Origin of the sequence: Nostoc sp. (assembly GCF_036919575.1) — a bacterium.
GTDB lineage: Bacteria > Cyanobacteriota > Cyanobacteriia > Cyanobacteriales > Nostocaceae > Nostoc.
In genome coordinates this window covers 1-21,132 of record NZ_JBALBY010000114.1, presented here as the reverse complement: position 1 = coordinate 21,132, position 21,132 = coordinate 1, and the positions used below count along the sequence as shown (strand labels likewise).

General features: G+C 43.2%; 24 protein-coding genes and 1 pseudogene. 15 read left to right on the top strand and 10 right to left on the bottom strand.

Going from position 1 to position 21,132, the window contains the following annotated elements; translation table 11 throughout:
* Nucleotides 1-74: 74 nt before the first annotated feature.
* Both V7K27_RS29810 and V7K27_RS29805 read left to right on the top strand, forming a co-directional pair.
* Nucleotides 75-200, top strand: coding sequence for a hypothetical protein (locus V7K27_RS29810; protein WP_334952112.1), 126 nt, complete (start codon nt 75-77; stop codon nt 198-200).
* A gap of 72 nt (nt 201-272) precedes the next feature.
* Nucleotides 273-1,070, top strand: a complete 798-nt coding sequence (locus V7K27_RS29805; protein WP_334952110.1) for an Rpn family recombination-promoting nuclease/putative transposase — start codon at nt 273-275, stop codon at nt 1,068-1,070.
* A 163-nt stretch (nt 1,071-1,233) separates the two neighbouring features.
* On the opposite strand, the gene V7K27_RS29800 is transcribed toward V7K27_RS29805, so the two are convergent.
* From V7K27_RS29800 to V7K27_RS29790, 3 genes are all read right to left on the bottom strand, one after another.
* Complete coding sequence (locus tag V7K27_RS29800) at nt 1,234-1,401, bottom strand: hypothetical protein (RefSeq protein WP_334952108.1); 168 nt, start codon at nt 1,399-1,401, stop codon at nt 1,234-1,236.
* A gap of 109 nt (nt 1,402-1,510) precedes the next feature.
* On the bottom strand, nt 1,511-1,879 hold the full coding sequence (locus V7K27_RS29795; RefSeq protein ID WP_334952106.1) for a clan AA aspartic protease: 369 nt from the start codon (nt 1,877-1,879) through the stop codon (nt 1,511-1,513).
* Nucleotides 1,876-2,148: a hypothetical protein gene (locus V7K27_RS29790; protein WP_334952105.1), complete on the bottom strand. Its 273-nt coding sequence runs from the start codon at nt 2,146-2,148 to the stop codon at nt 1,876-1,878. The genes V7K27_RS29795 and V7K27_RS29790 overlap by 4 nt, the downstream gene beginning before the upstream one ends.
* A gap of 233 nt (nt 2,149-2,381) precedes the next feature.
* Here V7K27_RS29790 and V7K27_RS29785 point away from each other — a divergent pair, with 233 nt between their 5' ends.
* Nucleotides 2,382-3,704: a hypothetical protein gene (locus V7K27_RS29785; protein WP_334952103.1), complete on the top strand. Its 1,323-nt coding sequence runs from the start codon at nt 2,382-2,384 to the stop codon at nt 3,702-3,704.
* 32 nt (nt 3,705-3,736) lie between these two features.
* Nucleotides 3,737-4,360 (top strand): hypothetical protein, encoded by a 624-nt coding sequence (locus V7K27_RS29780; RefSeq protein WP_334952102.1) that lies wholly within the window; start codon nt 3,737-3,739, stop codon nt 4,358-4,360.
* Here V7K27_RS29780 and V7K27_RS29775 read toward each other — a convergent pair.
* From V7K27_RS29775 to V7K27_RS29765, 3 genes are all read right to left on the bottom strand, one after another.
* Nucleotides 4,304-4,588: a hypothetical protein gene (locus V7K27_RS29775; RefSeq protein ID WP_334952100.1), complete on the bottom strand. Its 285-nt coding sequence runs from the start codon at nt 4,586-4,588 to the stop codon at nt 4,304-4,306. The genes V7K27_RS29780 and V7K27_RS29775 overlap by 57 nt on opposite strands.
* A 183-nt stretch (nt 4,589-4,771) precedes the next feature.
* Entirely contained in the window at nt 4,772-5,089 is a 318-nt protein-coding gene (locus tag V7K27_RS29770; RefSeq protein ID WP_334952098.1) for a helix-turn-helix domain-containing protein, read from the bottom strand.
* On the bottom strand, nt 5,061-5,456 hold the full coding sequence (locus tag V7K27_RS29765; protein ID WP_334952096.1) for a type II toxin-antitoxin system RelE/ParE family toxin: 396 nt from the start codon (nt 5,454-5,456) through the stop codon (nt 5,061-5,063). The genes V7K27_RS29770 and V7K27_RS29765 overlap by 29 nt, the downstream gene beginning before the upstream one ends.
* A 443-nt stretch (nt 5,457-5,899) precedes the next feature.
* Between V7K27_RS29765 and V7K27_RS29760 the strand changes: the two genes are divergently transcribed.
* The gene (locus V7K27_RS29760) at nt 5,900-6,379 is read left to right on the top strand and encodes a YbjN domain-containing protein (protein ID WP_334952095.1); all 480 of its coding nucleotides are present in this window, start codon (nt 5,900-5,902) and stop codon (nt 6,377-6,379) included.
* A gap of 59 nt (nt 6,380-6,438) precedes the next feature.
* The gene (locus V7K27_RS29755; RefSeq protein WP_334952094.1) at nt 6,439-7,167 is read left to right on the top strand and encodes a lipoate--protein ligase family protein; all 729 of its coding nucleotides are present in this window, start codon (nt 6,439-6,441) and stop codon (nt 7,165-7,167) included.
* Here the strand turns inward: V7K27_RS29755 and V7K27_RS29750 are convergent.
* The gene (locus V7K27_RS29750; RefSeq protein ID WP_334952126.1) at nt 7,158-7,772 is read right to left on the bottom strand and encodes an HD domain-containing protein; all 615 of its coding nucleotides are present in this window, start codon (nt 7,770-7,772) and stop codon (nt 7,158-7,160) included. The genes V7K27_RS29755 and V7K27_RS29750 overlap by 10 nt on opposite strands.
* Nucleotides 7,773-8,437: 665 nt before the next feature.
* Nucleotides 8,438-9,982: a bifunctional phosphoribosylaminoimidazolecarboxamide formyltransferase/IMP cyclohydrolase gene (purH, locus tag V7K27_RS29745; protein WP_334952093.1), complete on the bottom strand. Its 1,545-nt coding sequence runs from the start codon at nt 9,980-9,982 to the stop codon at nt 8,438-8,440.
* A 247-nt stretch (nt 9,983-10,229) separates the two neighbouring features.
* Between purH and V7K27_RS29740 the strand changes: the two genes are divergently transcribed.
* From V7K27_RS29740 to V7K27_RS29700, 9 genes and pseudogenes are all read left to right on the top strand, one after another.
* Nucleotides 10,230-10,391 (top strand): hypothetical protein, encoded by a 162-nt coding sequence (locus tag V7K27_RS29740; protein ID WP_334952092.1) that lies wholly within the window; start codon nt 10,230-10,232, stop codon nt 10,389-10,391.
* Nucleotides 10,392-10,612: 221 nt separating this feature from the next.
* A complete protein-coding gene (locus V7K27_RS29735) occupies nt 10,613-10,756 on the top strand; it encodes a hypothetical protein (RefSeq protein WP_334952091.1) in 144 nt (47 codons plus the stop codon).
* A 113-nt stretch (nt 10,757-10,869) separates the two neighbouring features.
* A pseudogene (locus tag V7K27_RS29730) lies at nt 10,870-13,470 on the top strand (beta strand repeat-containing protein); the annotation flags it as partial.
* 325 nt (nt 13,471-13,795) lie between these two features.
* On the top strand, nt 13,796-14,416 hold the full coding sequence (locus V7K27_RS29725; protein ID WP_334952125.1) for an alpha/beta hydrolase: 621 nt from the start codon (nt 13,796-13,798) through the stop codon (nt 14,414-14,416).
* A 154-nt stretch (nt 14,417-14,570) separates the two neighbouring features.
* Entirely contained in the window at nt 14,571-14,783 is a 213-nt protein-coding gene (gene isiD, locus V7K27_RS29720; protein ID WP_292761436.1) for a protein IsiD, read from the top strand.
* 201 nt (nt 14,784-14,984) lie between these two features.
* Entirely contained in the window at nt 14,985-16,220 is a 1,236-nt protein-coding gene (gene coaBC, locus V7K27_RS29715; protein ID WP_334952087.1) for a bifunctional phosphopantothenoylcysteine decarboxylase/phosphopantothenate--cysteine ligase CoaBC, read from the top strand.
* A gap of 368 nt (nt 16,221-16,588) precedes the next feature.
* Nucleotides 16,589-18,067 (top strand): site-2 protease family protein, encoded by a 1,479-nt coding sequence (locus tag V7K27_RS29710; protein WP_334952085.1) that lies wholly within the window; start codon nt 16,589-16,591, stop codon nt 18,065-18,067.
* Nucleotides 18,068-18,072: 5 nt separating this feature from the next.
* The gene (locus V7K27_RS29705; RefSeq protein WP_292828677.1) at nt 18,073-18,249 is read left to right on the top strand and encodes a DUF6888 family protein; all 177 of its coding nucleotides are present in this window, start codon (nt 18,073-18,075) and stop codon (nt 18,247-18,249) included.
* On the top strand, nt 18,246-18,437 hold the full coding sequence (locus V7K27_RS29700; RefSeq protein ID WP_334952083.1) for a DUF6887 family protein: 192 nt from the start codon (nt 18,246-18,248) through the stop codon (nt 18,435-18,437). Before V7K27_RS29705 ends, V7K27_RS29700 begins: the two co-directional genes overlap by 4 nt.
* A gap of 458 nt (nt 18,438-18,895) precedes the next feature.
* Here the strand turns inward: V7K27_RS29700 and V7K27_RS29695 are convergent, their stop codons facing one another.
* Nucleotides 18,896-19,243 carry a hypothetical protein gene (locus V7K27_RS29695; protein ID WP_334952081.1) on the bottom strand — a complete coding sequence of 116 codons (348 nt, stop codon included), beginning with the start codon at nt 19,241-19,243 and terminating at the stop codon, nt 18,896-18,898.
* Between the two features lie 150 nt (nt 19,244-19,393).
* Nucleotides 19,394-20,656, bottom strand: coding sequence for a glycoside hydrolase family 10 protein (locus tag V7K27_RS29690; RefSeq protein ID WP_442947658.1), 1,263 nt, complete (start codon nt 20,654-20,656; stop codon nt 19,394-19,396).
* Between the last annotated feature and the right edge of the window lie 476 nt (nt 20,657-21,132).

Here is a 21,132-nt window from a genome sequence, read left to right as displayed (position 1 = left end):
ATCGGATTTTGTCTCTCTCTTTAAATAAAGATAAACCGTACCTGCTCGAAATCAGCGAACGAAAAGTTGAAGTTATGTTAGCTAGCGTAGCTCACCGTTCGCGCAGCGTCTCCAAGAGTTGGTATCGCAGTTATTGGGCAATTGGCACGGTCAACACCTCGATTAGCATCAGCTTGAGCCAAGTTAGGATTAATCTTTAGGGCTTGGTTGTAATCTGCGATGTCTACGACGGGCTACGCCTACGGATAACGATAGAATTTTAGGATGAAGTAGTGAAACGAGATTCAATTTACTATCAAATTTTTAAGCGCTTTCCTGGGTTACTCTTTGAACTGGTTGATCATCCTCCTCCTCAAGGGCAAAACTATCGATTTGAATCACTTGAAGTCAAAGAAACCGCTTTTCGCATCGATGGTGTGTTTTTACCTCCAGAGGATGCAACATCCAGGGTGATCTTTTTTGCTGAAGTTCAATTCCAAAGAGATGAAGCCCTTTACCATCGGTTCTTTACCGAGTCGCTGATGTACCTGAACAGGAATCGTTCTCAGTATGATGACTGGTTCTGTGTGGTAATTTTTTCATCACGCTCTTTGGAACCAAGGGATAAAAAAACTCATCGAATATTTCTCAACAGTGACCAAGTGCAGCGAATCTATTTAGATGAGTTAGGCGCGACCAATCAGCAGCCAATAGGCATCAACTTGATGCAGTTGACTTTAGCATCGGATCAAGTGATGGCGGAGCAAGCAAAACAATTGATTGAGCGGGTAAAATTAGAGTCAACGGACACACTGCCGAAAAACGAAATACTAGATATCATAACCACAATCGCCGTTTATAAGTTTTCTTCGTTAAGTAGAGAGGAAGTTGAAGCTATGCTAGGACTGACTTTGGAGCAAACAAGGGTTTATCAGGAAGCGAAAGCCGAGGGTCGAGAAGAACAGAAAGTTGAAATGTTGAAACTTACCGTGCCTCTGTTACTAAAAACCGGGATGAGTGTGGAGCAGATTGCTCAACAGCTCAATGTTGATATAGAAGCTGTCCAGATCGCCGCACAGTCAAGCACATAGAAAAGATCAACTGTTCGATATTGCAACAAAGCTGTATTTTCAGGTTCTATACCAGTTGAAAATATCAACCAACAATAGGACTTACGCAAAACCACACAGCGTAGGGGCAATTCATGAATTGCCCCTACCGTAAAATCAGGGTTTGAGCCAAATAGGGTTGTGGTTAGCACAGGTCAACAGTTAGAGGCTGAGTTAAGGAAAAGACTGGCATTATGATCTGCGATCGCGCCAAAATATCACAGATTAAGATGCTCATAACTTCATCAGAGGCGATACCTTCTCTGCGAGACGCTGCGCGAACGGTAAGCTTCGCTAACGCATCTGTGTTCAAATGAGAACCATAAGAAAATAAGCTAATACCATGCTTTGGTATGAAGCAAAGAAACGTAATACAGAAAAATTGTTATGCTGCGTAGTTACTCCACACTTCGCGCCGAAGGTTATAGAATTTCATCCACCAGAACCGTACCACCCTCACAAAAATCTATACTGAGATGATAATCTTCAAGCAGCGCAGTTCCAATGAGTGGACGACGACCCATTGCTAGGGCTGCAATATTACGCTCCACACCATTCCATACAACTGTTGCCAAATAAACATCGGTTTCCACACTAGAATTGTTAGCGAGGTTTGCGTTGATGTTGATGAGGTAGGGCAAGCCAAGAGCAGCAATGACAGAAGGCGGCAAGGTTAAGAACCCTTCAAACCCTGTATCAATAACACATTCGATTTCTACACCTGAACGTTCTCTTGGAAGAATAATCAGACTCATTCTTGCCTGAAGTCCAACTACAGTCCCATGTATCACTGTGCCGTCCTGAGCAATGTACCACCAACTGCATAAACGGCATCAAAACCAATTCTTTCTCCCCAAAGTGCTGCATCGGTTTGCTTGGCTCGTAATCGAAGACTCGTTTCGACTAAATCATTACCAATTTCGTAATCTCCTGTTTCAACATTAATCGAGATAATTTTGCCAATGTTCTCTTGTGTCTCAACTTTGGCACGGATACTTCTTTGATAGAGTTCCTTTCCACGTCGGGCGACTTCTTGGCTACTGAGCGTCGGGTGGGACATAAATAAATCCCCTGTTTAAGCTGCTAGATTCTTCACTTCATTGTATAGCAGAAGCTACAGAGGTTAGAGAGCAATGCTTGGTTTTGTAGGAGTTGGGAGAGCGATCGCGCCAAAATATGACAGATTATAGCGGTTCTCGGTTGAGTGAGGTACAAGAACCCCACCCCCAACCCCCTCCCCGCAAGCGAGGAGGGGGCTATGATGTACCTCACTAGGTCGGGAACTGCTATAAGATGCTCATAACTTCATCGGAAGCGATACCTTCGGTAAGCTTCGCTAACGCATCTGATGCCAAAATGGGAACCATAAGAAAAGAAGCTCATACCATGCTTTGGTATGAAGCAAAGAAACGTAATACATCACCATATATTTGTTTATCCATGTCTAACGAACAAGAGCATAATTCCGCTTTTAACGCAGCTGCCAACATTAACGTTCAACACGCCCAATTACAGGATTTATCCTTAAGTGCAGCCCGTAAATTATATAAAGGTGGAATTCGACCTGGTGATCCGATCAGAACCAGAGTGCAAGCCCAAGAAATGTTAGATAAAATCCCTCCATCTCAAAGAGCAGGGATTGATGGCAAATCTACTGATGTTAATACCCAAAAATACCTATCAGATAAACACGCTAGTCATATCAAACCGCATAGCAAAGGCGGCTCAAATGATCCCAAAAATATCAAGTGGGAAAACGCCAAAGATAATTTAGCCCGTGGCGATAAACCCATGACTTCGCAGGAGCAAATGAGACTAGATGCCAAATGGCATTTTGACAACCTAACAGGTGCAGTCAAAGCAGGTGTTAAAGCCGCGCCCTTTGGAGCAGCCATTGGTGTAGCGACAGCAGCACCATTTTCGTTGCTAACCAACGCGCTGCGGGTAGTTCGAGGTGAAATTTCTGCACAAGAAGCCGCTATAGAAACATTGAAAGATACCGTAAAAGGCGGCACAGTTGGTGGTGTGACAGCGTTTGTAACCACAACAATAGCAGCAGCTTGTCCACCAATTGCGATCGCTTTAACCGCAGCAGCACCAGTTTTAGCTGTTGTTGGAACTGCGGGTATGGTTTACGAATTTTTCAAAATCCTCGATGACCATAAAAAAACGGTGAAAATCTATTATGAATCTTTAACTCAACAAGAATTAGAAAGATTACAAGCAATTGAGAACGAACTGATTTATGAACACCAGAAAAATCTAGAGTTTTTGACTGAAGCGGAAGCAATTAATCAAGAAATTACAAATCGCCCAATTGCACCGGGGATACAAGGGGCTATGCAACGTTTACGTGAATCAGTTGCTATTGCTAAATCTCTAGGATTAACAATTGAGAACGAACTGATTTATGAACACCAGAAAAATCTAGAGTTTTTGACTGAAGCAGAAGCAATTAATCAAGAAATTACAAATCGCCCAATTGCACCGGGGATACAAGGGGCTATGCAACGTTTACGTGAATCAGTTGCTATTGCTAAATCTCTAGGATTAACATCAGCAGATAGTAAATTGCTTGCTGGTTCTCAAGTGCCTCATATTCTCACAGAACAATAGGAATTAAATTTTAGAGGATTACATAGTTTTATATGCTTCCTTTTATCTTCGGCGCTCTGGGATTAGCTGTTGGAGCAGTTGTTGGTGCTTTTACTACTCATGCTGTTGGGGAAAGTGATAGACAAGCTGCAAAACATCATAGGACTGTTGCAAATGAACTAGCTGATAAATATACAAACTTGGAGAAAAAATACTATGAACTAGCTGATAAAACAAAAAAACAGATTATCGATTTAACTCACCAGCACGCTTTAGATGAAGTTGACAAAGACTGTTTGCGTTTAGCAGTGCGATTGCAAGCTGATAAAACAAAAAAACAGATTATCGATTTAACTCACCAGCACGCTTTAGATGAATTTGACAAAGACTGTTTGCGTTTAGCAGTGCGATTGCAACAGAATCTCATTTACTTAATGTTGGAGATTGATAGAGAATCTACAACAGATGCTTTAAATAGATTTCAAGCAGCAGTGGAACAAACTAACAAAGTTCTCTACCTCTTAAAAGAGGAGTTAATTATTGTTCCTAATGACTACTATGCAAGTCGTTTAATAGCAATACCAGCAACTAAAAAAATTAACCCTGTCCTCAGTGTTGATTTAGTCAGCGGCACGTTGTTTTATTTCAGCGATCTTAGCAGCAAAATCTTCAGGTGATTGTGCTAGGGTTTCATCCTCCAGAGGAGAATCGGGCGGAGTGTGTGCTTGCTCTAAAGATGCCAGAATCGAAGCTCCAGTGGAAGGTAATTGAGTCACTTCTGATTGAGATGGAACTATTTTCTGAAAACCAAGAAATGCTATATATTGCTCAACCTGAGTCAGTTGGTCATCTGGAAGTTGAGCAATCTGTTGTTGAAGTTGACGGCGGCGCTCAAGCATAGTCATCGGACACCTCGCGGGAACGACTGAACTTTTATTTTACTCGATTGATACAGTAGGAATGGTTTTGGCGATCGCACTATAAAAGTCAAAAAGCTTGAACAAAGACCGATCGCAACATTGAGCAGGAACTAGCTAAAAAATAGCGATCGCATTGACTATAGGTGCAGATTGTGCAGGGTTGACCCCTTAATCAATCAAGCTATTCAATCCCCGTTTCTTAACTAGGTGCAACAGCTTAAGAGCGGTGCCACTGGGACGCTTCTGACCGATTTCCCACTTTTGAACCGTTGATAGACTTGTATTCAAAATCGCAGCAAATACTGCTTGACTGACATGAGATGATTCGCGTATTTGCTTAATTTGCTTAGGTTCTAGCGGTTCAATCCCAGACAAGCACAGACAATCGAATTCACGCAACGTAGTCTGATCCATCAGTCCAGCCTTGTGCAGTCCCGTAGCCGTTTCGTGAACGGCTTCAAGAATCGCTGATTTCTTCTTCGGCATTGCAAATTACCTCCATCAATTCATCTTCCAGCTTGGCTTTTTCGAGATCCTCTAGCGTGTAAGATAACAGCACCGATGCCAGCTTTTTTAATGCTTCTTCTTCTTTTTTGTTAATGTTGCTGCGCTCGTTTTTCGGGAAGCCAAAAACAAAAAACCAGCGATCGCCCTTGTTGGTGGCGACTAGGGTACGAAAGCCACCACGCTTACCTTGTCCAGAGCGGGCAATCCGCTTTTTGAACTGTCCGCCGCCTAGATCGGCTTCGTAAAGTCCTGCCGTCATTTCGTTTACAGCCGCACAGAGGCTAAGGTCATTTAAACCCTCTTTGCGTGCCCAACGGTCAAACCATCGGGTTTTGTAGATTATCATGATCTGGTCATTACCTTCGCTTATTATATAGCACTTGGTGCTATGCTTTGCCAGATCAATATCCTGATAGGTTTTGATAGATTTTTGTCTATTTAGAAGTCTCAAAAATGACGCGCCAAATTCTTAATACCAATGCCCTATTCGCAGTCTTGCCCATGACGATCGCACTATAAAAGTCAAAAAGCTTGAACAAAGACTGATCGCAACATTGAGCAGGGACTAGCTAAAAAAGAGCGATCGCGCTAGCCTTGTCGTCAGACATCGCGCCAAAATGTGAGATATTAAGATGCTCGTGACACGCATGAGCTTTGCTAAACCGCTACAGCATGGTCTATTTACTTTGGGCATTTGGAAAGTAGCCGCAAAATAAAGCTCAAACTAACTGCGTCCACAAGTTATAAAGTATGTGTAGATAAAACAGCGAGTATATTGAGAAAAAATCTATGACAAACTACCAAGAAACCCTAACTAGTAACGAATCTGTCAATCAGCTAATTGCCGAGACGACAAGCATTAACCATGTGGAGGTAATTGAAAATGTTATCGACTCTTTGGAACAAGACGACAGTGCAATGGTTAGCCACACTCCAGAGGGGGGTCATCTCTGGAAGTTTAAGTACGGAAGTGTGCAAGTATTTGTCCAACTCAACGGGACAACCGATGAAGACACGATAACGGTTTGGTCTGAGGTGCTAAATTTACCTGCTAAAGATGAACCTAAGTTGATGCGGTATCTTTTAGAGTTAAACTGCTCTAGTACTTTGGAAGCGCGTTTCGGTATTATTGAAAACCGGGTGGTTGTAATATCGACACGCACCTTAGCAGAGTTATCTCCTGGCGAAGTGTCTCGACTAATTACCATTGTGGCAACGATCGCTGATAATAACGATGAAGCTTTACAATCTGAATTTGGTGCGGCTTAAGGAATTTTGGATTTTGGATTTTGGATTTTGGATTTTAGATTGGGCTGTTGCTGCATCTAATGCATAGTAATCAGGTGTGGCGACTAATTCCTTTGCTAGAGGCGGCTGGCAATGTGCAGATGGCGATTGACCTCTGGTTGCTAAAACAGCACCAGTCTGGAAAGCATCCGTCAACTCTGCGCTTTTATACCTGGTCGCCACCTGCTATTTCTCTCGGCTATCATCAACGCCAATACCCGGAATATTGGCAAGATTTAACTTGGCAAGGGCAAAAACTGGATTTAGTACGGCGTCCTAGCGGTGGACGCGCGGTACTACATCAAGGTGATTTAACTTACGCTGTAATCACATCTGGACTGACGGGTAATCGCCTCCAGGTATATGAAACAATTTGTGAGTTTTTGATTCAAGGCTGGCGATCGCTAGGTGTAGAATTAGATTACGGAACGGCTGGGCGAGGTTACATCCACAACCCTAACTGTTTTGGCACAGCAACTAGTGCAGATTTAATTTTGCCAGATGGTGGCAAACTTATTGGTAGCGCTCAACTGCGGCGTGGTGGGGCAATTTTGCAACATGGTTCAATCCGTTTGCGATCGGATGCTGAACTGTTCACTCAAGTATTTGGTGCAGAATCTTTTACGGATGTACAACTGCCTCAAAATCTGAGTATTGAAAAGATTATTGCAGCTTTAGTTGCCGCAGCTAGTAATTATTTTGATATGCAGATAGAGGTGCAGCCACTCTCGCAATCTGAGTGGGAGGAAATTTTGGCGCATCAGCCCTGAATCTTGAGGGCAGTATCATCTTTAAGATATCCTGCTGTCACACAATCATTAATCAGTTGTAGAACAAACGGCCAAAGTTCCGGCGCACCTGTTTCTACTGGTGCTACCCGTATCATCACCTGATCGCGTCTAATGCCATGAATGCGCCAAGTTCCGCCCCCATTTTGCTGATTGTGCAGCAAGGGTTGTATACGGTCTAGGGCTGCGGCAAACTTAGCTGTGGGTGTTTCTCCTGCTTCAAACTCATCCCAGAGTAAACGCAACTCGCTACCTTGATCTGCTGGTAAAAGTCCAAATAAGCGCAACGCTGCTTGTGCTTCTCGTTCTGCCTTGCTGTGATTACCTTGCACATCGTAACAGAAGGTGTCACCTGCATCAATTTCTACCAAATCGTGAATTAGCAGCATTTTGATCGCATGGAATATATCAACACCCTCTGGGGCATATTCAGCTAGTGCGATCGCCATCACCGCTAAATGCCAAGAGTGTTCTGCACTATTTTCCCGGCGCGATCCATCAATAAGCAGGGTTTGCCGCATTATCTGTTTGAGTCGATCAATCTCGATGATGAACTGAATTTGTTGAGTCAGCCGATTGATTTGCACCTGAATTTCTAATTTTGATTGCGGGTAGGGATAAGTGATTATCTCAAAAATTCCAGCGAATCTGCAAGTACTTTTTTCTGCATACCAATTATAGGACTTACGCAAAACTACAAGTAGGGGCAATTCATGAATTGCCCCTACCTAAAAATCATTCTTTTCAGCTATTGTTTGCGTAAGTCCTAAATTAAAAAGCGCCTGGGAGTGTTGCCGTGTTTCCACCCCAAACGCTTTTTATTTTTAACTTGCTCCTCACACAAATAAATAGTATCACTGCTTCTATCAAAAGGCGAGTATAGTTAGTGACACTTTTAGAACTGCACCACCAATTTATAAGATTTATATATGCAAATTAAAAAATGCCTGGGAGTGTTGCCGTGTTTCCACCCCAGGCATTTCTTATTCTCAACTTGCTCCTCACACACAAATAAACAATATCACTACTTCTCTCAAAGGGCAAGTATATTGAGTGACACTTTCAAAGTTGCACAAGCAATCCAATTTCTGACAAATTAAAAAGCGCTTGGGAGTGTTGCCGTGTTTCCACCCCAGGCGCTCTTTATTTTTAACTTGCTCCTCACACACAAATAAAGAATATCACTGCTTCTATCAAAGGGCAAGTATATTGAGTGACACTTTCAAAACTGCACACCTTACAGAAAAGAATTTTAGTGTAAAAAGTGACGTACACCAGTTAAGACCATCACTAAACCCAGTTCGTTAGCAGCAATGATAGAATCTTTATCGCGCAAACTTCCCCCAGGTTGGACAATGGCTGTAATTCCTGCTGCTGCGGCTGTTCTGACTGAATCATCAAAGGGGAAGAATCCATCGCTGGCGAGAATTGCACCTTTGGCTTTTTCTCCAGCTTGTTCTAGAGCTATTTTAACTGAGCCGACGCGGTTCATTTGACCAGCACCTACTCCTAGTGTAGTGCGATCGCTTGTCACAACAATGGCATTAGATTTAACGTGTTTGCAAACTTTCCAAGCAAACAGCAATTCGGCTAATTCGCTGTCGGTGGGTTGACGTTCGGTGACTACTTGCCATTGACTGGTGTCAGAAATCACGTCATCGCTAGTTTGGACAAGGAAACCACCTGCGATCGCTTTCACTGTATCCTTAGAACCACTACTCAAATCTGGTAAAGTCAAAACCCGCACGTTAGATTTTTTGCCAAGGATTTCTTGAGCTTCTGCATCACAACTTGGTGCAACCACACATTCTAAAAATGTTTTGGTTAACTCGCTGGCTGTAGCCGCATCAATTGGACGGTTGAGGGCGACAATACCACCAAAAGCAGAAGTATAATCAGCGTTGAAAGCTTTTTGATACGCTTCTGAAATAGTGCTTCCCAGCGCTGTACCACAGGGATTTGTATGTTTAATAATCGTTGCGGCTGGGGTATCAGTGAATTCAGCAATAATTCGGCGTGCGGCTTCTAAATCAACTAAGTTATTGTAACTAAGTTCTTTGCCTTGCAGTTTCGTCGCAGCTGCCCATCCCGTTGGAGTAATACCAGTTTGATACCAAGCGGCGGGTTGATGGGGATTCTCGCCGTAACGCAGAGATTGCAATTGTGTACCGCTAAGGTTGTAATTTTCTGTTCCTGCGAGATAAGATGCGAACTGACAAGTCAGCGCTTGCGCGATCGCTTGATCGTAACTAGCAGTATGCGAAAATCCTTTTAAAGCCGCCTTTTGGCGAAACTCTAGCGATGCTTCGCCGTTATTTTGCCGTAATTCCTGCAAATACTCGTCATACTGTGCGGGATCGCATAATACAGCGAGATGGGCGAAATTTTTCGATGATGCCCGTAGCATAGCAGGGCCACCGATATCAATTTGCTCAACAGCTTCGGATAATGTTACCCCTGGTTTAGCGATCGTTTCCTCAAAAGGATATAGATTTACCACCACTAAATCAATTGGGCGAATTTGGTTATTTTCTAAATCTGTAATATCTTCAGGAACATCTCGCCGCGCCAAAATTCCGCCATGAATTCGCGGATGCAGCGTTTTGACTCGACCACCTAAAATTTCTGGTGAACCTGTGTAATCTGCAACTTTGGTGACAGGGAGTCCCGCATCTTTGAGGGCTTGGGCTGTTCCCCCACTGCTGATTAAATCAAAGTTAAATTCTTCAACCAAGCTACGGGCTAGGTCAATTAAACCAGTTTTGTTAGATACACTCAGCAGGGCTAGACGCGCCATTGATCAATTCCTTAAAAGTAGGCTGTAAGCGAAGGATCTCAAGTTTTACACAAGCCTTGGTTAACTTCAAGACCATGACGAATAATATTGACTCGTGTAATTTATATGCTTACATCCCTCAGAGTCAGCTTGGATACAACTATCAATCACTGTCGAAAATGCTGGAAATAAGGACTAAGTAGGCTTAGTCTCTAATATTTGCGATCGCCTAAACTAAAAATAAGCATCTTTTACCCACATAACACCTATGCTTCAGTCTTCTAATCAACGCCTAACCCTAGAAGAATTTCTCGCACTTCCCGAAGGAGATATTACTTATCGATTTCATCAAATAATTACTGATGATTTACTACCAGAATTGGAAATTACCCCTCATGCAATCTTTCAACGAGCTGGATTAAATCCCTAAAATTTTATTAGGAATCAGAAGTCTGTGATAGTGTATTATCTAAACAACAACAAAATATAGGGAATAACAATTTATCAATATCCGAAAGAAAAAGTGATAGTTTCTCTATTTTTTATTGCTTAGATATCCTATTTTATGAGTCAAGATGATACTTGAGGGTGGTTAAATGGCAAAAGATTGGAAAAGCTATGCTATTGATAATTAGAACCGCGTGTTTTGTTATGGAACTATTCACTATTGGTCACTCAAATCGAAGCATTCAAACTTTTATCGAGCTTTGGCAAAAACATGATGTAACTGCTTTGGCTGATGTGCGATCGCATCCCTATAGTCTTACTTACCTCATTTTAACCGCTCAAGGGTGACATGAAAATATGTCCAAACTTCAACATTAGGGGAATTTTTCTGCGCTTAAATAGCACTAACTGCAACTTGATAACTTAATTTACTCAAAAAATTGATTCAGGTAGGAAAAGTTATGGCAATTATCATTGGAACCAACGGTAATGATACCTTACTGGGCACTGACAGCGCGGATACGATTAATGGTAAAGCAGGTAACGATACTATCACAGCTAATTATGGCAACGACACTCTGACTGGTGGCGGTGGCAAGGATAAATTTGTCTGTTTTGATTCTGGCTACACTGATACTATCACTGATTTCCGTGGCGTAGGTAAAGGCATAACTCCCTCAGCAGCAGTCATTGCCGAAGTGGATACCATTAAATTCCAAGATGCTGGGTTGACTGCTCAAAATCTGCTCCTGACTCAGAACGGCAGCAATCTGGAAATCACCTTTGAAGATGATGTGTTGAGTACAAAAGTCATCCTTCAAAACTTCAAATTAGAAAAGCTGGATAATCTGCCAGCAACTTCTTCACGACCTGCTATTGGCAATATCCTGTTTTATGGACAAACCAGCATCGCCGACAGTTTTGATGTGTTTGATGCCAACTCCACTCAAACTAACCTGTTCAACAAGAACACAGTGACATTTCTCAATGACCTTGACAATAACATTACAGGTTTTGACAACTCAAATGATGTGGTGAATGGTCAGGGGGGTAATGATAAAATCGATGGCAAGAGTGGTAACGACCTGCTACGCGGTGGTACGGGCAATGACACCCTGTTTGGTGGTGAAGGGGATGACTCCCTCAACGGTGGTACTGGTAACGACCTGTTGTGGGGTGGTGCGGGCAATGACACCCTGTTTGGTGGTACAGAAAATGACACCCTTCTTGGTGGTACTGGTGACGATCGCTTGGATGTTGGTTCTTTGATTCTTGATTCTTTAGCAGGAGCAGGCGATCATCTGCTCTCTGGGGACGATGGCAACGATACTCTCTCTGCCTCAGGCTCCGCCAACCGCTACGAAGACACCTATTATTCCTCTGGCAATAACACCCTCAACGGTCGAGCTGGTGACGATTACTTGATTGTTAACTTGTCAAAAGGCAATAACTTGCTGAATGGTGGTGACGGCAACGATACGTTCTCCAAGAACTACAGTGGCAATGATACGATAGATGGAGGAAAAGGTGACGATTTGTTGTCCTATGAAACCAATGGTTACTATAGTACTAAAGGAATCACTGGAGGAATCACTTCGACTTTCAATGGCACTACTAACGTTGGCTCAATTACCCTAGACACGAATCAGGTTAGCTACAAAAATATCGAACGATTAAACATCATAGGTACATACTACAATGACTTGATTGTGGGGAGCAACGGCAACGATACGATAGATGGGGGCTATAGTGGCAATGATACGGCAGATGGAGGTAAAGGTGACGATTTATTGAGGGTTGATGACGACTACGATGCTAACGGTGGAATCACTTCGACTTTTAATCCTACTACTAACCAAGGATCAATTACGGCAGGCACGAGACTGGTTAGCTACAAGAATATCGAACGATTAGATATCACAGGTACATCCTACGATGACAATATTGTGGGGAACAATGGCAACGATACGCTCGACCCGGGCTATAGTGGCAATGATACGATAGATGGGGGAATAGGTGACGATTTGTTGAGGGTTGATGAGTCCAATGCTACCGGGGGAATCACTTCGACTTTCAATCCTACTACTAACCAAGGATCAATTACGGCAGGCACGAGACTGGTTAGCTACAAGAATATCGAACGATTAGATATCACAGGTACATTCTACGATGACAATATTGTGGGGAACAATGGCAATGATACGCTTTCCGGGGGAATTAGTGGGAATGATACGATAGATGGGGGCGCAGGTGACGATTTGTTGTTCTATGGCTCCAATCCCGGGGACTCAATAACTTCGACTTTCGATGCTACCACTAATACTGGCTTAATTAGGCTGGGCGGGGATGGGGTTAGCTACAAGAATGGGGATGGGGTTAGCTACAAGAATATGGAACGATTATATATCGGAGGTTTATTCGGCGATGACAACATTGTAGGGAGCAATGGCAACGATACGATAGTAGGAAACGCTGTATATTCTCCGGTGACTTCCAATTATGACAGTAGGTTTATTAATGGCAATGAAACAATAGATGGGGGCAAAGGTGACGATTTGTTGATTGTCGATGACAGCGATGGTGATGATGTAATCACTTCGACTTTCAATGCCACCAGTAACGAAGGATCAATTACGGCTGGCACAAATCGGATTAGCTACAAGAATATCGAAGGATTAGATATCACAGGTACATCCTACGATGACATCCTAACAGGTGGCAACGGTAATGATACGCTTAATGGTGGTGGTGGTACTGATACCTTTGCTTTTAATAGTTTCAATGAAGGCATTGATAGACTTTATGACTTCAACACTACTAATGAACTGATTCGGGTATCGGTTGCTGGTTTTGGTGGGGGATTATCACCAGGTTCACTTCAGAAAAGTCAGTTTAGGATCGGAGCATCTGCAACCACTAGCACTCAGCGATTTATTTACAACGATGTTACAGGTGCATTGTTCTTTGACCAAGATGGCAGTGCCAGTGCCTTTACTCAGGTGCAATTTGCACAACTTTCCAGTGGGTCGTCACTAACCGAAAACAATTTTGTGGTTATTTAATCGTGATTAGCGCTCTATCACTCTAAGCAGAGAAAATCGGAAATGGTCGGATTGCGAGGTGTCTAAAATGGCAACTTGCATCCGATTTATCAATGCAATTATAGCAAGCGATCGCGCTTCGGGACAGGCTTCGCTTAGTGCAATGACATATCGGAAGTGATTAGGTGGGCATGAGATGATTCGCTGTTAACTCAAAACTGCCCGTTTGTGTTTTCCATAAATTCCTTGACGACGCATTCTTTGGGCAAGCAGCAAATGCCGTAAAATACTAAGTCTACTTGAAGAGATAGGATTTATAGAAGAGTGGAATTTTAGGAGTAAACATCTGTCTTTACAATTTATCACCGTTCCTCCTGCAACTTCTCAACCCCCCGCAGGCTTAATTGTCACTTTGCACGGTTGGGGCGCTAACGCTGAAGATGTAGCATCTTTGTTACCCTTGCTCAACTTACCCGATTACCAGTTTGTATTACCCAACGCACCTTTTCCTTATGCCTATTCCCCTGTCGGGAGGGCATGGTATGACCTGCGGGTGGAAAATATGTATGAAGGATTGCCAGAAAGTCGGCAACTGCTAACAGATTTTTTGCAATCTTTAGAAAGTAGCACTGGCGTACCTTTATCACGCACCATTTTAAGTGGATTTTCTCAAGGCGGAGCAATGACTTTAGATGTCGGCTCAAAATTGCCCCTAGCAGGTTTAGTTGTGATGAGCGGGTATTTACATCCTGATGCACTAACAGCAGCTAAAAGTGACATACCGCCGACTTTAATCACCCACGGGAGATATGATGAAGTTGTCCCACTGAAAGCCGCTTTGAAGGCACGAGAAACTCTCAAGTCTCTAGGAGTGGCGGTAGAATACCACGAATTTGACATGGGACATGAAATACATCCACAAACGTTAGAGGTGCTACGGAATTTCGTTGTAAATACAATTGGCTAGTCAGCATTACGAATTTTTTATAAATTCTGGTACAAATTCTGACAATTTTCACGAAATTAATGACTTTTAATGAGTAATATATATTGGGTGGGTGCGTTCAACGCAACTTAACCCATGCTGAAGGCGAGTGCTGCATAAGGGAGGGGCAAGCATTATGACAACTCTAAGCATTTCCCAAAAAGAAATTGCTGCCATGACTGCGGCAGAAGTAGAAGAACTAGCGACACGTCTGGAACTGGATAATTATAGCAATGCTTTTGAGGGTTTAAATGATTGGCATCTATTGCGAGCGATCGCATTTCAGCGTCCAGAGTTAGTTGAACCCTATATCTACCTCTTAGACTTAGAACCCTACGATGAAGCGTAGCAATTTTAGATTTTAGATTTTAGATTTTAGATTGGGTCAACTGGCTACAATCACAGATTATAGCGGTTCTCGGTTTAGTAGGTACTGAACCCCACCCCCAACCCCCTCCCCGCTCTTCGAGAGGGGGCTAAGATATACCTCATGTGATTAGGAAACGCTATATCAGGGTTAATGTATTTCTTGCTTAATCCGAAAGTACCAATGCAATCTCCCTTAAATCCAAAATCCAAAATCCAAAATCCAAAATTGAACAGGGTTCTAATTGGTGTAGGTGGCGGTATCGCCGCCTACAAAATCTGTGAATTGGTTTCGAGGCTGTTTAAAACTGGGGTGGAAGTCCGAGTCATTTTCACCCGTTCGGCGCAAGAATTTATCACGCCTCTGACAATAGCCACTCTATCTCGTCATCCCGCCTACACAGATGATGATTTTTGGCAAGCAACTCACTCTCGTCCGTTGCATATCGAGTTGGGTGAATGGGCAGATGTCATGGTAATTGCCCCCTTGACAGCTAATACATTAGCAAAGTTAGCCTACGGTATGGCTGATAATTTACTCACAAATACCGTGCTGGCTTCTACTTGTCCTGTGCTGTTAGCACCCGCAATGAATACAGATATGTGGGAACAGCGATCGGTGCAGCGAAATTGGCAACAGCTATTGATCGATAGCCGATATCATGGAATGAGTACAGCATCAGGTTTATTAGCCTGCGATCGCATCGGTGCTGGTAGATTAGCAGAACCCCCGGAAATTTTGGCTCACATCCAATCGTTGTTACACACTCAAGGCAAACGAGATTTAGCAGGTAAACGAGTCTTAATTAGTGCTGGGGGAACGCGAGAGTATCTTGACCCAGTTAGATTTATTGGTAATCCTTCCACAGGTAAAATGGGATTGGCGCTATCTCAAGCCGCACTTCACCGAGGGGCAAACGTCACCCTAGTACATGGCCCAGCTAATTGGGATGTACCATTGGGAGTACAAGCGATTCCCGTCATTAGTGCCGAACAAATGCAGCACGTCATGGTGGAATGCTTACCCAACGCCGATGTAATTGTCATGTCAGCAGCCGTTGCAGATGTGAAGCCACGAGATTATAGTACAGAGAAATTGCCTAAGCGATCGCTCCCCCAAGCTTTACCCCTGGAACCAGTACCGGATATAATCGCCCAGTTAGCAAAACTGAAACAGCCGCATCAGATATTAATTGGGTTTGCAGCACAAACTGGGGATATTGTCAAGCCAGCATTAGAAAAATTACAGAATAAAAAACTAGATGCGATTGTTGCTAATCCCATCGATCAACCTAATAGTGGTTTTGGTAGTGATAATAATCAAGCGATATTTTTAGATAGTCAAGGAAATCAGCTAGCGATCGCACCTTGTTCTAAATTAGAAATGGCACATCAATTATTTGATTTTGTGATCACTTGATAAATTTGCCGTAGCGATCAGATAATCTGCTTGCATAGGTGTAGCGAACTGCAAACATCGGGACATGAAACTGGAAACAAATAAAATTTTCTCCAAATGCCACACTAATTTGTTTTTCAGCATGGCAGGTGGTGATAGCAATGAAAAGTTAGGTTATTAATCTTGGGATTTGGCTTTGTGAAAAACCCGAAACGCGGAGACATTCAAGATTAACCCTAGTATGAGCTTTAGTACTGTCGGTGGAATAACCCCAACAAGCTACGCAAAGTGGGATAATTTGGGCAGATTACAGGCGGCGTTATACATTAATAAGTGTATCTGCAATACCGGACTTGTTCTGGCTCAGTCTCAATAGCAAAGGTTTGGAGATGTTTACTTTATCAGAAACTTCTATCCTGGCGGCAATCCTGCTGGTAGCTTTAGGCATTTTGGGCTGGGGCTTTTATCGCGCCAGACCTTTTGGTAAACTGGGAATCTTAGCCTGGTTACAGTCGGTGGTGTTGATGACTCCCTGGCTGCTGTTTTTTGGATTGTTTGCCGCCGGGATTTACATCAATATAGCGGGTATATTGTTCTTAGTGGTGACTTCCGCCGGATTGTACGTCTACTTGGGCAGACAGTTACGCGCAGCTGGGCAAGATGCCATCCTCAAGCAACGCGCCACAGAAAGACTCGCGGCTGATTCACTTGAGGCAAATTCCCCACAATTAGCAGTCGCAGAACTGAAACCGGAGATTCCACCACTACCGGAAGACGACTTAAATGCAATTAAAGGTATTTTCGGTATCGATACATTTTTTGCCACAGAAACGATCGCCTACCAAGATGGAGCGATTTTCAAAGGCAATCTGCGAGGAGAACCAGAAGAGGTTCACAACCGTCTAACTGCAAGTTTACGGCAACGCCTTGGCGATCAATATCGCCTGTTTTTAGTGGAAAACACAGACGGTAGACCCGTAGTGATTGTCCTGCCGAGTCGCAACGATCCCCGCCCGATGTTGTTATCGCAAAAAGTTTTTGCAGGTATTCTGTTGATCGGAACTATTGCCACAAGTTTAGAAGCTGCGGGCTTATTGCTAAATTTTGATTTCTTCGGCAATCCAGGGCGATTCACAGAAGCTTTACCCATAGGCGTTGGGATATTGACGATTTTAGTAGCTCACGAAATTGGTCATTGGATACTTGCCCGGCGTCACCAAATTCGCCTTAGCTGGCCTTTCTTTCTGCCTGCTGTGCAAATTGGCTCTTTTGGTGCAATTACTCGCTTTGAGTCTCTGTTGCCCAACCGCAAGGTATTATTTGATATCGCCTTGGCAGGGCCAGCCGCAGGTGGTATTGTCTCTTTATTAATGCTGGTGACGGGCTTGCTACTTTCCCACCCAGGTAGTTTATTTCAATTGCCAAATCAGTTTTTCCAAGGGTCAATTTTGGTGGGAAGTTTGGCGCGAGTTGTCCTTGGTTCGGCGTTGCAATCATCCCTGGTAAGTGTTCATCCCCTAGTGGTGATTGGTTGGTTGGGGTTAGTAATTACCGCTTTGAACTTAATGCCCGCAGGACAACTAGATGGTGGCCGCATTGTTCAGGCGATTTATGGACGCAAAACCGCAGGACGGGCAACGATCGCAACTTTAATTTTACTGGCGTTAGTGTCTCTCGGTAACACTCTTGCCATGTACTGGGCGATCGTGATTTTCTTCTTGCAACGCGATCAAGAACGCCCCAGCTTGAATGAAGTCACTGAACCCGATGATGCTAGAGCCGCTTTAGGGCTTTTGGCTCTATTCTTGATGATTACCACGCTTCTACCCCTAACTCCTGGCTTGGCTGGGCGTTTGGGAATAGGATAGTGCTTATGGAGCCAACACCCAAACAAGCAATATCCGCAATTCGGGTGTGCGCCCAACTTACCAGGGTTTATAAACGAATAGACCTTGTAAGATTGGACGAGCGCACCAGAAATATTTATATCTTGGCGAATAATTCAATCGAAGCTGAGGTAACACCAACTGGAGAGATTCTTTGGTTATGACAATACCTAACTTTCAACAAATGCCTTTAGAACAGCTAAGAGCTTATATTTTGGAGCATCGCAACGACGATGAAGCATTCCATATCTACATCGACAGGAGACGCGCCCAATCTCCAAAACAGGTGCCGATGACAATTGAAGAAGCGGAGGCTGATTTACAAAGACGGTTTGGACAACAAGCTAGTTAAATTAGCATTACCGAATTTTAGATTTTGGATTGAAGATTCAAAATTTAAAAAGGTCTGAACGCAAACAACGTCTCCAATATCTGCCCCTAACTTTAGGCATGGGGTCAATCTAAAATCAAAAATTGTTTGATAGATTCTTAAGTGATTGTCGGTGAACTTTCAGTGAAATTAAGAGATGTGTTCACCGACAGCTTATGAGGAAAATTGAAGAATAATTCAGAAGTCAGGAGTCAGAATAAAGACGCTCGCGGACTCGCTAAGGGAGTATCCCAAATCTGTAAAAACATAAGTTGTCATTATGAGCGTAATGACTTTCTGTTCGCTTATTTTGAGAGGAGAAGGGGAATTAAAGGCTTGATGCAAAGTGAAGAAGGCAACTTTTAAGCGAATCTGGATTTTGAAGTATAATTAATTTCTAATAATCTAGCCATCGGGAGACGATTATTCCACTCAGTACACTACTTTCTTTTAGCATCAGTTGAAGGAAATTTTAGAAACTTTTCACAAGCATCACCACCCTTATTGTTAACACATTTTTGATATTTAGGATTTAATTTCCCACAAGCATCACCACCCTTATTTTGAACACATTCTTGATATTCTTGTCCTTCATCAACTGTATTCCCATTTTGTAGTTGTTGACTAAACATAGCAAACAGAAACATTATTACAATTGCAATACCAAAAGCTATTCCCAGACTAGACGTAAAATCATCAGAAAGTCGTCTAGATTGACCTATGCTTAACTGTCGATCGAGAAAATCCAGTGAAGGCGATCGCCCTTGGCTGCATAAGCGCATCGCCATCCCCCACCCCTCACCATCAAACCAAATCCGCCAGCACCCTACTAACCTTTAACTGGTGCTACTGGTGGGGACTTAAACCCAGTTATTCATCCACCAGTCGCCCAGAATTCCATTCTAAATAGTGGCTCCTGACTCCTGAGTTCTTTCTTGTTAACTAGATGGTTTCCAACCTGCTAACAAATTCGGGTAAGCGGTTGGTGTGGGGAAAATTTTCTGGAAGGCAGTTTGACGCTCTTGAGGCTTTTCTTTGCTCATGTTCCAGAGGGTTTCATAGAAAAAGAATGAGACTCCAGCAAAATTGCGATCGCGGACTTTTTGCACTTGTGTCTGAATCTGTTCCATTGGTACAGATCGGTTTTTCAACCCAGCCAAAATACCCACACTCACTGGAATATGGCTCTTGGCTGCTTTCACTTCTGGATACTCTAATTCGCTAATAAAAACATTCAAGTCATCCCGATATATCTGCAAAACCAAATCTTCAACAATTCCCAACCGTTCCCACTTCTGCCAGTCTGCTAATGAGAAATCGTAGGAAAAACGTTGAGGATTAGGAGCAACGGAAACTAGGCAACCTTTTTTAGTAGCTTTGATGGTTTTGAAAACCCGTTTCATAAACTCGGTGATTTTGTTAGCTCTCCAACGCACCCATTCTGGATCTTGAGAGTCTTTCGAGGGAGCTTGACCACGGTGTTCTTTTTTATAAAGTGCCACTGTATAGGCATCGTACCCTAATTCTGATGGTAAGCCAAAATGGTCATCAAATTGAATACCATCGATATTGTAGTTTCTAACAATTTCAACGATTAAATCTTGGATAAATTGTTGTACTTCTGGGCGAAAGGGATTTAACCAGACGCGATTATCATTCCCGTCTTTGACAATCCGAGTCCCATCACTGCGACTGGTGAGCCATTGGGGACGATTTTTAGCTAATAGAGAATCCGCCGGTGCCATGAAGCCAAATTCAAACCAGGGAATCACTGTTAAGCCTTTTTGATGTCCCACATCGACAATTTCTTTGAGGATATCTCGCCCTTTGAGTCCGGGAGTGGGATCGAGCGATCGCCCGATCACTTTGGCTGCAACTTTGCTAGGATACAATGTATATCCCCAATTCCAAACCGCCGGATATATCGTGTTAAAATTCAGTTCGTCAAGGCGCTGCAAAGATCCCTTGAGGCGATCGCGCTCAAATAACACATCACTATCAATATTTGTTAACCACACCCCCCTTAACTCAAATGCGGGCGATCGCGGCAGATTAATTTGAGCGTTCAAAGGGAACGATAGCATCACCGTAGCTACCATAGTCAAGGTAACGATAACGGCAAACAAAAGAGACTTTCTGCTTTGGCGAATATTCCACCAAGAATGAAACTCAACACACCACTTTACAAACCTTTTCATCATTTGGCTACAGACGCGATCAAATTATGAACAATCAGCATGAATAGCGATCGTTTCGATTGTAAGCGCTAAAACAATCGCTATTTCATTCCATCAAAACAGAATTCTGACTCCTGAATTCTGACTCCTGAATTCTGATATCATCTCCGGGTAATTAGTTGTGATTCCCATAGTGATTGCACCCCACCCCCAGCCCCTCCCCGCTCTTCAGGAGGGGAGACAAAGCGTAGCTTTGGCGGGGTGGGGTTCTTGGGGTTTAGTCAGTAATCAAGCGGACATGATAAGTTGATGTGCAGCTAAATTGTATAACACGAAAACCCAAAAATATTGTAGTGCGGGCAACATGAGCGCGTCCAATATACAAATTAAATACGCAACAGCTTATGACTCCTGACTCCTGAATTCTGACTCCTGAATTCTGACTCCTGAATTCTGACTCCTGAATTCTGACTCCTGAATTCTGACTCCTGAATTCTGAC